We start from the raw sequence: 13,019 nt of genomic DNA, 5'->3' as shown, positions 1-13,019 counted from the left end.
CCCGTGTCCGACCCCTCCGATGTCACCGAACTGAATGCCCTGCGCCGTCAGCTGTTCGCCCAGACCTGGCCGATGGCGCTGGGCGTGATGTCGCTGCTGGGTTTCCAGTTGGTCGACTCGGCGTTCGTGGCGCGGCTGGGCACGGTGGCGCTGGCCGCACAGTCGTTCACGTTCCCGATGACGTTTCTGACCATCGGGGTCCAGGTGGGGCTGGGGATTGCGATCGCGGCCCTGATCTCGCGTGCGATGGGGGCCGGCGAGGCCGAGCGCGCGCGCCGCCTGGGCAGCCTCGTGCTGTTCGGGGGCGCGGGCATCATCGGGGTTATGGTGATCGGGCTGTGGCTGTTCTACCTGCCGTTGTTCCGACTGCTCGGGGCCCGGGGCGAAGCGCTGGATCTGATCGGCGTCTACTGGCCGGTGCAGCTGCTGGCGAACTGGCTTTCGGCGCTGCTGTATTTCGGCTACACGCTGTTTCGCGCCCACAACAATACCCGCCTGCCCGGCATGCTGATGGTGCTCACGAGCCTGTGCAATCTGGTGTTCGACCCGATCCTGATTTTCGGCGTGGGCTCGTGGGACGGGCTCGGGCTGCCCGGCGCGGCCTGGGCGACCGCGCTGTCGTTCACCGTCGGCCTGATCCTGCTGGGATGGCGCTTGTCCGGCCACAGCTGGCTGAGTGTCTCGGGTCTGGTCGCGGAAGCGCGTCGTTCCACCGGCGCGTTCACCACGATTGCCGGGCCGGCCATGCTCAGTCAGTTGATGCCGCCGCTGGCGGCGATGGTGGCCACGGGATTGATCGCCAGCCTGGGTGAGTCCGCGGTCGCGGCCTGGGGGTTGGCAAGCCGGCTGGAGACGGTGTCGCTCATGCTCGTGCTCGGGCTGACCATGTCGCTGCCGCCCTGGCTCGGCCATTGTTACGGCGCCGGCAACTGGCCGCGTGTGCGCACGCTCATGTATATCGCCAGTCAGGCCGTCGTGGTGTGGCAGTTGCTGCTCGGGCTGATCATGGCGCTGGCGGCGCCGTGGGTGGCAGCCCTGTTGTCCGATAGCCCGGAGGTGCAGGCGAGTCTCGTCTGGCTGATTCGCTTCATGCTGCCCAGCTACGCGCTGCTCGGATTGTGCATGCTGGCGGTCTCGGCCTCGAACGCGCTGGGCTGGCCGATGCGCGCCATGCTGGTGTCGTTTGCACGCCTGTTCCTGTGTTATCTGCCCGGCGTCGCCCTCGGCGTCTGGCTGGGCGGGATGGGCTATGTGGCACTCGGTGCGGCCCTGGGTAATGGGCTGGCGGGGAGCATGGCCTGGTTCGTCTTCCGCCGCAGCATGGCCGCGGTGCCGGTAGAGACGACGCGATCCGCGGTCCGCGACAACACATCATAGACAGCGCCGATGGGTTGATCGGCGCTTGCGATAAAAAGCACCTGAAATGACCTGATCTGGGCGTGAAAATCGCCTTTCTGCGCTTATTTGTATAATGTTGCACTGCAGCGATTGAAAACTGCCGGTCGACTCCCATCTATGTTCCCAACAGCTTTTATACCGTTCATTTTTCTGATGGGAGATATCCATGACCACAGCTTTTACCAAGACCGCAACGCTCACCGTGGCCACCACGCTAATGGCATTGGCCGGCTTCGCGCTGCCTGCCTCGGCGGCTGACAAGGCCCAGGTGGCCTACGATTCGTTGACGCCGATGTCGAGTTCGCAGTCGAGCCTGCTTCGCGATGCGCCGGCTGCCAACAACGATATGCCCGCGGGCGAGCCGATCAACGAAGACGTGCCCGCCAGCCGCAGCCAGATCGAGCTGCTGGACTTCGCGCACGCGCATGTGACCCGTGCCAACGTGGCCAGCAACGCGCGCTGATCATCCGGCGTGGCTTTGCCATATGCCGTATTGATACGGCGTAGTACAGAAGGCCCGGCGTTTGCCGGGCCTTTTTTATGTGGGCTTGTCATGGCGGACGTTTAGACTAGGGGCATGGATATTCATGCCGCCTTGAAGGCGAGTGCGCTGTTTCGTGATCTGGACCGGCGTACACGCCGTTCTGTTGTCGCCAACGCGGAATGGATCGAACTGGGTGGCGGGCAGTATCTGTTTCGTGTCGGCGAAGCCAGCGACGCGTTGTATCTGGTCGCCAGCGGCCGTGTGCGCGTGGTCGATCCGGGGGGGCAGAACACGCCGCTGCTGATGGGCGAAATCGGCGCCGGCGATACCGTCGGCGAGATCACGCTGATCACCTCGGAGCCGCATTCCGCGGATGCCTTCGCCTTGCGCGATACTACGCTTATCCGGATTTCGCGCGAGGTGTTCGAGGACCTGGTGGTGCGTCATCCCACGGCCATGCTGCGGGTGACGCGCATGATCGTGAATCGGTTGCGTTCGGCCACGCCGGTGCCGCAACGCGAAAGCGTACGCAGCGCGCGCACCTATGCGGTCGTGCCGGCACATCCGGGCGTGGATCTGCGCGCGTTCGCGCATGCGCTGTCCGAGCAGCTCGGCGCTGCCGCCGCCACGCTGCGCCTGGACGCCGAACGCGTGAATCAGGCCATGGGCGAGGGCGCGGCGAGCATTGATTCCGGCGCGGGCGAGGGCAATCGTCGTCTGACCGGCTGGCTGACCCAGCTCGAGGATCGCTACCGTTATCTGGTCTATCAGGGCAGTACCGAGCCGGATGCCTGGACCCGCCGCTGTCTGCGCCAGGCCGATCGCATCCTGCTGGTGGCGCATGACGATCAGCGGCCGTTCGTATCGCGCAATCTGGCCTGGATCGGTGAGCAGAAACTGCGTGCGCCGCAGGAGATGATCGTGCTGCACGACGATGCGCTTCATCATTCCGCGCTGCGATGGCGCCAGGTCGCGGGCGCGGCTTTTCATCATCGCGTGCACCGGCGACTGCCGGAGACCGATATGGGCCGTCTGGCACGCATGGTTTCCGGGCGCAGCGTGTGTCTGGTGCTGGGTGGCGGCGGGGCACGCGGTTTTGCCCACGTCGGGCTGATTCGGGCACTGCAGGAAAAGAATATCCCCATCGATGCGGTGGGCGGCACCAGCATGGGCGCGATGGTGGCGGCGATGCTGGCGATGGGCGACGACGCCCAGCAGATGCTGGCGCGATTGCGCGAGACCTTCGTCACCGGCAAGTTTCTCAACGATTATTCGCTGTCGCGTATTTCGCTGATCAGCGCCGAGAAATTCAGCAAGCAGCTGCGCACGTTGTTCGGTGAGCGCCAGATCGAGGATCTCGCCATGCCGTTCTACTGCGTGAGCACCAACCTGACCAAGGGCACGCCGATGGTTCACGACGAGGGCAATCTGGCGACTTGGGTCGGCGCCAGCATGGCGGTTCCGGGCATCGCGCCGCCGATCGCCCATCGTGGCGATCTGCTCGTCGATGGCGGCCTGCTCAGTGCGATCCCGTTCGATGTGATGGCGCAGCTGGGGCGTGGCCCGGTGATCGTGTCCGATGTCAGCCGACAGGCGAATCTGCGGGTGGACATGGCCGAGGACGCACAGACCACTTCGCTGCTGTCACTGGGGGCGAGCGCGCGCCATCTGAACATGTTCAAGATTCTCTTTCATACCGCGACGCTGACCAGCGAGCGCGAAAGCCGCGACATCGACGCGCGCGCGGATCTGGTGCTGCACATGCCGGTCGGCGGTATCAGCATGTTTGACTGGGACGAGCTCGACGAGATCGTGTTCCGCGCCTATCACCATGCGGACCAGAAACTCGACGAATGGCTGGCCCAGCGGCCGGATACGTTCACGGCGCGGGTCACCGCCAATCGCCGCGCGCGCTGAAGCGACTCAGTCGGTTGCGAGCAGCAGGCGTTCGACCAGCTGCTCATAGATATGTGCCAGGCGAGCCACATCGTCGGCCCGAATACGCTCATCGGCCTGGTGGATGGTGTCGTTGAGCGGCCCCAGCTCCACCACCTGCGCGCCGGTGGGCGCGATGAAGCGTCCGTCGGAGGTGCCGCCGGCCGTCGACAGTTCCGGGGTGATGTCAGCGATATCGGCGATCGCAGCCCGCGTGGCCTCGACCAGGGCACCGTCCTCGGTGATGAAGGGCACGCCCGACAGCCGCCAGGCGATCGAATCTTCAGCAATACCGTGGGCGGTGCAGCGCTCGGTAACAAAAGCGCGGATGGAGGCTTCGTCCTGAAGCGGGTTGAAGCGCCAGTTGCAGCGGGCTTCGGCAATACCGGGAATGACGTTCTCGGCGCCCGTACCGGCATCGAGATTGGAGATCTGAAACGATGTGGGCGGAAAGAAATCGTCACCGTCGTCCCAGTGATGCGCGGCCAGCTCGGCCAGCACGGCAAGCAGCCGATGCAGGGCATTGTCGGCCTGCTGGGGATAGGCGACATGGCCCTGGCGGCCGCGCACGGTGAGATGCGCATTGAGGCTGCCGCGGCGTCCGTTCTTGACCGTGTCGCCGAGTGTCCGGCTGCTGGAGGGTTCGCCGACCAGGCAATAATCGATCGCGATACCGCGATCGGTGAGCCGTTCGACCACGGCCCGCGTGCCGTCGACGGCCGGGCCTTCCTCGTCGCTTGTGATCAGAAAGGCCAGCCTGCCGGCATGATCCGGATGCGCACTGCGAAAACGCTCGGCGGCACAAACCATGGCCGCCACGCTGGATTTCATGTCGGCGGCACCGCGCCCGTACAGCCAGCCGTCCTCGATGCGGGCAGCGAACGGATCGAAGCGCCAGTCCTCGAGCGGGCCGGGCGGCACCACGTCGGTATGGCCGGCAAAGCACAGCAGCGGGCCGCGTTCACCGGCTACGGCCCAGAGGTTGTCGACCTCGCCGATGCGCATGTGCTCGACGGTGAAACCGGCCGCGGCCAGCCGCTCGCCGATCAAGGCCTGACAGCCGGCGTCTTCAGGGGTGACCGATGCCCGGGCGATCAGTGCCTGGGCCAATTCGAGAGCGGTATCGCGCATCAGTCGGCGCCGGCGAGCGCGGCTTCGTAGCGTGCCGCTGAAAAACCGGCCAGTGTCGCGGTAGCGGTTTCCAGAATCGGTCGCTTGACCAGGGTCGGGTGATCCACCAATACCGCCACCGGGTCGGCCTCGGCGGCCGCGCGCTGGTCGGCGTCGAAATCACGCCAGGTCTTGCTGCGCTTGTTGAGCAGGGCGTCGTCGCCGAGTGCCGCGCGCCAGTCTTCCAGACGCTGGCGGTCGACGCCGTCTTCGCGCAGATCCACCCAGTCATGGGCGATGCCGGCGTTGCTCAGCCACTGGCGTGCCTTGCGGCAGGTATCGCAGGTCTTGATGCCGTAGATAGAGACGCTCATCAGTCGTCGATGTTGCGCAGCAACTCGTTCACGCTCACCTTGGCGCGGGTTTTCTCATCGACCTTCTTGACGATGATCGCCGCGTTGATGCTGTAGCGGCCGTTGTCGCGCGGCAGGCTGCCGGCCACCACGACCGAGCCGGCCGGCACGTCGCCGTAGACGATGGTGTCGGCTTCGCGATCATAGATCGGCGTGGATTTGCCGATGAACACGCCCATGGAGATGACCGAGCCGCGGCCGATGCGCACGCCTTCGACGATCTCCGAGCGCGCGCCGATGAAGCACTGGTCTTCGATGATAGTCGGTGCCGCCTGGAGCGGCTCGAGCACGCCGCCCAGACCGGCGCCCCCGGACAGATGCACGCCTTCACCGACCTGGGCGCAGGAGCCGACGGTCGCCCAGGTATCGATCATGGTGCCGGAGCCGACATAGGCGCCGATATTGACGTAGCTGGGCATGATCACGGCGTTGGGCGCGATATGCGCCCCGCGGCGGACCATTGCCGGTGGCACGATGCGCGCGCCCTGACGCTCGAAATCCTCCGCCGTGTACTCGGCGTACTTGGACGGCACCTTGTCGAAATAACGCGTGTGCTCACCTTCGATGAGGGCGTTGTCGTGCAGTCGAAACGACAGCAGCACCGCTTTCTTGAGCCATTCGTTGACGACCCAGCCGTCGCCGGCCGGTTCCGCCACGCGGGCCTGGCCGGAGTCGAGCAGGTCGAGCGCACTCTGTACGGCCTCGCGGACCGAGTCGTCGGCGGACTTGGGCGAAATCCGGTCGCGGTTCTCGAACGCGTCTTCGATGATCTGCTGGGTGTTGGCCATTGCTGTTCCTTGCTTTGGGACGCCGCGCCGATCCCCGGCGCGCGTGATTGACTGGCGCGGATTCTAACTTAGACGGTTGTCGTTTCGCAGACCCGGGCCAGCCGGGTGACGGCTTCGACACAGCCGGCGGTATCGGCCACCAGCGACAGCCGCAGGCGACCCGCGCCCGGGTTGAGCCCGTCGATCTCGCGGGCCAGATAGCGGCCGGGCACCACGCGCAGATTCTCGTCGCGCAGCGCACTCACGGTCAGCTGTTCGTCGTCGTGGTCGAAGGCGGGCCAGAGATAGAACGAGCCCGCCGGCCGCGTGACGTCGCAGAATTCGGTGATCAGCGGCATGACGGCATTGTATTTGTCGCGGTAGCGCGCGCGGTTCTCGCGTACATGCGTCTCGTCGCGCCAGGCCGCTGTGCTGGCCGCCTGTACGTGCGCGCCCAGCGTGGCGCCGTGATAGGTCCGATAGCGCAGAAACTGGGCCAGCAACTCGGCGTCGCCGGCAACGAAGCCGGAGCGCAGGCCGGGCAGGTTCGAGCGTTTGGACAGGCTGTGAAAGACGACACAGCGGGCAAAGTCGGTGCGGCCGCTGGCATGGGCGACATCGAGCAGCCCGACCGGCGGCTCGTTCTCATCGGCGTAGATCTCGCTGTAGCACTCGTCCGAGGCGATCACGAAATCGTGGCGTTCGGCCAGCTCCAGCGCGCGCAGCAGGTAATCGCGGTCGGCGACGGCGCCGGTCGGGTTGCCGGGCGAACAGATATAGAGCAGTTGCACCCGGTCCCAGTCGCTTGCCGACAGCGCGTCCAGATCGGCGAGGAAATTCGTTGCCGGCAGGCAGGGCAGATAGAGCGGCTGGGCGCCGGCCAGCAGCGTGGCGCCTTCGTATATCTGATAACCCGGGTTGGGCATGGCGACCGCGGCGCCGGCCCGGCGTGCATCGACGATCGTCTGGGCAAACGAGAACAGCGCTTCGCGCGTGCCGGCGGCAGGCAGTATATTGTGTTCTGGATCAATGGCCTGAGCAGGCAAGTTAAAGCGCATTGCGAGCCAGTCGGCGATCGCGTTGCGCAGCGCTTCGCCGCCCTTGGTCGGCGGATAGTGCGAAATACCGTCGAGGTGCTCGATCAGGGCTTCGCGCGCGACGGCGGCGGCCGGATGCTGTGGTTCGCCGATGGCCAGCGAGATGGGGTCACGGTCGGCGCTGGGCACGACCCCGCGCAGCAGCGCGCTCAGGCGCTCGAAGGGATAGGGTTGCAGGGCGTCTAGATAGGGGTTCATGGGCCGCTTTTGTCCAGTTCGAGCGTGAGCGTGCGTCGCAGTTCGTGCACGAAGCTGCGGTCGCTCAGGGGCTCGTGATCCTGATTGGTGATGAAGAACACGTCTTCGGCGCGTTCGCCGATGGTCGCAATCTTGGCGGTTTCGATGACGATGCCGAATTCATGAAACACGTCGCCGATGATCGACAGCAGGCCGGGCCGGTCGGCCGTGATCACTTCCATGACCGTGGAGGCGCGCTCGGTGGCCTGGCTGAAATAGATCTGGGTTGGCACGTTGAAATAGCGGCTGCGTCGTGAGGCCCGGCGGGTGACATCGATGCTCTCCACCGCCGGGTCGGCGATCGCCTCGGCGAGCGCGGCCTCGACCTCTCGCAGGCGAAACTCTTCGGTGATCGCACCGCCGTGTTCGTCACAGACGACATAGGTATCGAGGGTGTAGTCGTCGCGGGTGCTGTTGATGCGGGCGTCGAGAATCGACAGACCCAGCTGCGCGAGCACGCCGGTGGTCACGCCGAACAGATAGTCGCGATCCCGGGTATAGACGAACAGGGTCGTGCCCTGATCGCCGATATGTGACAGCGATACCAGTGGCCCGTCGCCGTCGTGGGTGACGATGGCGCGTGTCTGGCGGGCGATCTCCTCGGGGCTGTGGCGCAGGAAGTAATCCGGTTCGAAGCGTGCCCATACGGCCTTGAAATGCGGCGTATTGACCTTGCTGCGGGTCAACATTGCGGCGGCCGCACTGCGGGTTTCGGCAATCAGCTCGTCTTCGTCGAGCGGGTCGTCCAGGCCGCGTTCGATCGCACGCCGGGTATTGGTGTACAGATCGACCAGCAGGCTTTCCTTCCAGGAGTTCCACAGATTGGGATTGGTGGCCCGGATATCGCACACGGTGAGCAGGAACAGCCGGTCCAGGCGTTCGCGGCTGCGCACTTCGCGGGCGAACTCGTTGACCACCAGTACATCGTTGATATCGCGTCGCTGCGCGGTCATCGACATGAGTAGATGCTGGCGCACCAGCCAGCACACCAGATCGGTATCGTCAGAGGAGATGCCGTGGGTTTCACAGAATGCACGCGCGTCGACCGCCCCCAGCTCGGAGTGATCGCCACCGCGGCCCTTGGCGATGTCGTGCATGAGCCCGGCAATATAGAGAATCTGTGGCTTGTTGAGCGACTGCATCAGTTCGCTGGCGAAAGGCAGTTCGTGGTCGAAACGCGGCAGCGCCAGTCGGCGCAGGTTCCGGATCACGAACAGCGTGTGTTCGTCGACCGTCAGGGTGTGGAACAGGTCGTACTGCATGCGGCCGATGATCTTGCCGAAGTTGGGCAGATAACGGCCGAGGATGCCGTACCGGTTCATGCGTCGCAGGGCCCGGGTGACGCCGCCGCGCTGACGCAGAATTTCAGTGAATAATCGGCGGCAATGTAATGAATTTCTGAATGTTTCGTCTATAAGATGACGATCCCGACGCATCAGCCGCAGGGTGTGCGCGCGAATGCCGGTCAGGCGAGGGCGTGTCTGCATGAGATAGAAGATCTCGAGCAGGGCGCTGGGCGTGGCGGCGAACACGCTGTCGGAGGTGACTTCGATGAAACCGTGACGCGACTGAAAACGCTCGTTGATCGGCCGTGGCCGTTCGCTTTCGCCCAGATGCAGGATCGCCTCCGAGAACAGTTGAAGCAAAATATCGTTTAGTGCCGATAGTGCCTTGATATTGCGATAATAACGCTGCATGAACTGTTCGACGGCGAGGCTGTTTTCCTTGTCCTCGTAGCCCAGCATCTGCGAAATCTGGATCTGATGATCGAACAGCAGCCGGTCTTCGGCGCGGTCGGTGAGTGTGTGCAGGGCAAAGCGCACCCGCCAGAGGAAGGCCTGGCCGCGTCGCAGTTCGGTGAACTCGCGCGCGCTCAGAAAGCCGTAGTCGACGAGGCCATCGAGCGTCTGAGTGGCGAACTGCCGCTTGGCGACCCAGGCGATGGTCTGGATATCGCGCAGGCCGCCGGGGGATTCCTTGGTATTGGGTTCGAGCTTGAACGCGGTCTCGTCGTAGCGTGCGTGGCGAGTCTGCTGTTCGTCCACTTTGGCCTTGAAGAAATCCGCGGACGACCAGATATGCTCGGCCGAGGTAGCGGCACGCATGGCGGCGAACAGTGCCGGGTCACCGGCCAGGGTGCGCGACTCCATCAGGTTGGTCATGATCGTGATATCGCCGGCGGCCTGCTCGGCGCATTCGGCGGGCGAGCGCACGCTGTGGCCGATTTCGAGCCCGACATCCCACAGATAGGTCAGAAAGCCCTCGAGCGCGGAGCCGACCGTATCGAGGCGGCCGTCGCGATAGAGGATCAACAGATCGATATCCGAGTGCGGCAGCAGTTCGCCGCGCCCATAGCCGCCCACCGCAACCAGACAGGCATCCTGGGTATCGACCAGCGCCTGCCAGGCATTGACCAGCACCGCATCGACCAGATCGCTGCGCGCGCCCACCAGCATGTCCACATGGGCGCCGGTACGAAACGCGTCGGCAATACGGGCCTTGCCGTCGTTGAGCTTGTCTCTTGCCGGCGCGATCTTGCGGGCGTCGACCTGGGCAACGCTGTCGAGAAAGGCTGCCCAGTCACCCAGGCCGGTGTAGGCGGAGCCCGCGGTAGCGGCGGTAGTGGCCATCAGGGCCTAGGCCACGATCTGGCTGGGGGTGAGTATCTCGACGCCATCGTCGGTGACCAGCACGGTGTGCTCCCACTGCGCCGACAGGGAGTGGTCCTTGGTGACCACGGTCCAGCCGTCCGGCAGCACTTTCACGTGGCGCTTGCCGGCATTGACCATCGGCTCGATCGTGAAAGTCATGCCGGATTCCAGGCGCAGGCCGCTGCCGGCCTTGCCGTAGTGCAGGACCTGGGGTTCTTCATGAAAGCCCAGGCCGATGCCGTGACCACAGTATTCGCGCACCACCGCGCAGCGACGCGATTCCACATACTCCTGGATCACCGCGCCGATATCACCGAGCGTGGCGCCGGGGCGCACCGCTTCGATGCCTTCATACATGGCGGCCTTGGCGATGTCCGACAGGCGCCGGGCCTTGATCGACGCCTCGCCTGCGAAATACATGCGCGAAGAGTCGCCGTGGTAGCCGTCCTTTATCAGGGTGACGTCGATATTGACCGCGTCGCCTTTCTTCAGCTTCTTGTCGCCGGGAATGCCGTGGCAGACGACGTGGTTTATCGAGGTACAGATGGACTTGGGGAAGCCGTGATAATTGAGCGGGGCGGGCGTGGTGCCCAGTTCGTCGACCATGAAATCGTGACAGCGCTGATTGAGCTCGTCGGTGGTCACGCCCGGCTCGACGTAAGGAGTGATCATGTCCAGGACCTGCGCGGCGAGGCGTCCCGCCACGCGCATCCTGTCCTGTTCCTCGGGCGTTTTTATGGTCACGCTCATGGCGTTGCTTTCCTTGTAAACACGGTAAATTTGTAGCCGATTTGGGCGTCGGCGGTAGCCTGATCGGGGCGGCTATGGTATAAACCGCTCGCGTTCGCGGCAATGCGGCGCGAAAAAAGGCGGTTCAGCCGCTTAAATCTGTAGCAATAATCCACACGCGTATCGACACATGAAACGGGGTGCCCGCAAGGGTTGTTTCATGGGATGCGCGGAGGCACAACCCGGAGAAAATCCATGAGTCAGATCAGCATGCGCCAGTTGCTCGAGGCGGGGGTCCATTTCGGCCACCGCACCCGTTACTGGAACCCCAAGATGGCCCCTTATATCTTCGGCCATCGCAACAAGATCCATATCATCAACCTGGAAGAGACACTGCCGCTCTTCAAGGACGCCTACAACTATATCAGTCGCCTGTCCGCCAACGGCGGCAACGTGATGTTCGTGGGCACCAAGCGCGCGGCGCGCGAAGCGATCGGCAAGCAGGCCGAGCGCTGCGGCATGCCGTTCGTGAACCATCGTTGGCTGGGCGGCATGCTCACCAACTTCAAGACCGTCAAGAACTCGATCCAGCGTCTGCACGACCTGGAGAAGATGATCGAGGACGGCTCGATCCTCAAGCTCAACAAGCGCGAAGGTCTCGATCTGCATCGCGAGCGCGACAAGCTCGAGCGGGGCATCGGTGGCATCAAGGAAATGACCAGCCTGCCGGACGCCCTGTTCATCGTCGACGTCGGCTTCGAGAAGATTGCCGTGGACGAAGCGCGCAAGCTCGGCATTCCGGTGATCGCGGTGGTCGACACCAACTGCTCGCCGGAAGGCATCGACGTGGTGATCCCGGGTAACGACGACGCGATCCGCGCGATCCGCATCTATACCGAAATGGTGGCCGATGCCGTGCTCGCCGGTCGTGGCAGCAAGGGTGATTTCACCGGTGCTGGCGATGTGGTCGAAGTCCAGGAGCAGGGCGCGGCCCATGCGCCGGGCAAGCCGGCCGAAGCCGCGGCGGCCAGTGAAGCCACCCAGAATTCCGTGCTCCAGGAATCCGACGGCGAATCCGAGCCGACGGCCACCGCGTCGCTGGGCGACGTGGCTGCCGTGCCCTCGGAGGCGCCCAAGACGTCGGATCCCGAGCAGGCGGATAAGTAAACAGAATGCCCGTGCCGCCCCTTGAATGAGCGGCGGCACGGCTATCCTATTATTCGGAGTAAAGAATCATGGCGATTAGTGCAGCTCTCGTGAAAGAGCTTAGAGAACGCACCGGCGCGGGCATGATGGAGTGCAAGAAGGCACTGGTGGCGACCGACGGCGATATCGACGCCGCGGCCGACAACATGCGTCGTGAAGGCCTGGCCAAGGCCGACAAGAAAGCCGGCCGCGTGGCCGCCGAAGGCCGGATCGCGACCGCGGTGTCGTCCGATCAGACCACGGCCGTACTGCTGGAAGTCAACTGCGAGACCGATTTCGTCGGCCAGAACGAAGACTTCATCGGTTTTGCCGATAGCGTTGCGCAAGCCGCGCTCGAGCATGCGCCGGCCGATGTGGACGCGCTGGCGGCCATCGAGATGGATGGCGAAAGCCTGGACGCACGCCGTCGTGCGTTGGTGGCCAAGCTGGGCGAGAACATCAGCATCCGTCGTTTTCGCCGTATCGAAGCCGGCGCCGGCACGCTCGACGTCTATATGCACGGCGCGCGTATCGGCAGTGCCGTGGCGTTGACCGGTGGCGACCAGGCCCTGGCCCGCGATCTGGCCATGCACGTGGCGGCGACCTCGCCGGCGCATCTGTCCGCGGATGATGTGCCCCAGGCCACGCGTGACGCCGAGAAAGAGTTGTTCATGGCTCAGGCACGGGACAGCGGCAAGCCGGAAGAGATCATCGAAAAGATGGTCGAAGGCCGGCTGCGCAAGTATCTCGCCGAGATCACGCTCATGGGTCAGCCGTTCGTGAAGGATCCGGACGTCACGGTCGAAAAGCTGTGCAAGCAGCACGGCGCCACCGTGACCGACTTTGCCCGTGTCGAAGTGGGCGAGGGTATCGAGAAAAAACAGGAAGACTTTGCGGCCGAGGTCAAGGCGCAAGCCGAGAAAACGGCCTGATGGGCTACCGGCCGACTGCTTAGCAGTCGGCCATTTTTTTGTCTGCCGCTGTTTGTCTAACGCGTGCACTGTTATCGTTCG

At 64.3% G+C, this 13,019-nt stretch carries 11 protein-coding genes; 5 read left to right on the top strand and 6 right to left on the bottom strand.

The genetic code is table 11. The annotated features are described in order from the left end of the window. Positions 1-72 precede the first annotated feature (72 nt). The 3 genes from ACFOSU_RS16930 (at position 73) to ACFOSU_RS16920 (ending at position 3,799) form a co-directional block, all read left to right on the top strand. Positions 73-1,377: an MATE family efflux transporter gene (locus ACFOSU_RS16930; protein ID WP_380691374.1), complete on the top strand. Its 1,305-nt coding sequence runs from the start codon at positions 73-75 to the stop codon at positions 1,375-1,377. 187 nt (positions 1,378-1,564) lie between these two features. Continuing rightward, the gene (locus tag ACFOSU_RS16925) at positions 1,565-1,861 is read left to right on the top strand and encodes a hypothetical protein (RefSeq protein WP_380691097.1); all 297 of its coding nucleotides are present in this window, start codon (positions 1,565-1,567) and stop codon (positions 1,859-1,861) included. Positions 1,862-1,975: 114 nt separating this feature from the next. Further along, a complete protein-coding gene (locus tag ACFOSU_RS16920) occupies positions 1,976-3,799 on the top strand; it encodes a patatin-like phospholipase family protein (protein ID WP_380691096.1) in 1,824 nt (607 codons plus the stop codon). 6 nt (positions 3,800-3,805) lie between these two features. On the opposite strand, the gene dapE is transcribed toward ACFOSU_RS16920, so the two are convergent. From dapE to map, 6 genes are all read right to left on the bottom strand, one after another. Beyond that, the gene (dapE, locus tag ACFOSU_RS16915; protein WP_380691095.1) at positions 3,806-4,948 is read right to left on the bottom strand and encodes a succinyl-diaminopimelate desuccinylase; all 1,143 of its coding nucleotides are present in this window, start codon (positions 4,946-4,948) and stop codon (positions 3,806-3,808) included. Continuing rightward, on the bottom strand, positions 4,948-5,301 hold the full coding sequence (locus tag ACFOSU_RS16910) for a Spx/MgsR family RNA polymerase-binding regulatory protein (protein WP_380691094.1): 354 nt from the start codon (positions 5,299-5,301) through the stop codon (positions 4,948-4,950). Before ACFOSU_RS16910 ends, dapE begins: the two co-directional genes overlap by 1 nt. After that, the gene (gene dapD / locus ACFOSU_RS16905) at positions 5,301-6,128 is read right to left on the bottom strand and encodes a 2,3,4,5-tetrahydropyridine-2,6-dicarboxylate N-succinyltransferase (RefSeq protein WP_380691093.1); all 828 of its coding nucleotides are present in this window, start codon (positions 6,126-6,128) and stop codon (positions 5,301-5,303) included. Before dapD ends, ACFOSU_RS16910 begins: the two co-directional genes overlap by 1 nt. 68 nt (positions 6,129-6,196) lie before the next feature. After that, positions 6,197-7,402: a succinyldiaminopimelate transaminase gene (gene dapC, locus ACFOSU_RS16900; protein WP_380691092.1), complete on the bottom strand. Its 1,206-nt coding sequence runs from the start codon at positions 7,400-7,402 to the stop codon at positions 6,197-6,199. Continuing rightward, positions 7,399-10,071 carry a [protein-PII] uridylyltransferase gene (glnD, locus tag ACFOSU_RS16895; RefSeq protein WP_380691091.1) on the bottom strand — a complete coding sequence of 891 codons (2,673 nt, stop codon included), beginning with the start codon at positions 10,069-10,071 and terminating at the stop codon, positions 7,399-7,401. Before glnD ends, dapC begins: the two co-directional genes overlap by 4 nt. 6 nt (positions 10,072-10,077) lie before the next feature. Next, positions 10,078-10,842, bottom strand: coding sequence for a type I methionyl aminopeptidase (map, locus tag ACFOSU_RS16890; RefSeq protein ID WP_380691090.1), 765 nt, complete (start codon positions 10,840-10,842; stop codon positions 10,078-10,080). A 234-nt stretch (positions 10,843-11,076) separates the two neighbouring features. On the opposite strand from map, the gene rpsB reads away from it, so the two are divergent. Together rpsB and tsf are read left to right on the top strand one after the other, a co-directional pair. Beyond that, positions 11,077-11,988, top strand: coding sequence for a 30S ribosomal protein S2 (gene rpsB / locus ACFOSU_RS16885; protein WP_380691089.1), 912 nt, complete (start codon positions 11,077-11,079; stop codon positions 11,986-11,988). 68 nt (positions 11,989-12,056) lie between these two features. Then, positions 12,057-12,938, top strand: coding sequence for a translation elongation factor Ts (gene tsf, locus ACFOSU_RS16880; RefSeq protein WP_380691088.1), 882 nt, complete (start codon positions 12,057-12,059; stop codon positions 12,936-12,938). Positions 12,939-13,019: the final 81 nt, after the last annotated feature.

Origin of the sequence: Salinisphaera aquimarina (assembly GCF_042643355.1) — a bacterium.
Classification (GTDB): domain Bacteria; phylum Pseudomonadota; class Gammaproteobacteria; order Nevskiales; family Salinisphaeraceae; genus Salinisphaera; species Salinisphaera aquimarina.
The sequence above is the reverse complement of the archived record's forward strand: the minus strand, read 5'-3'. Positions and strand labels throughout refer to the sequence as shown.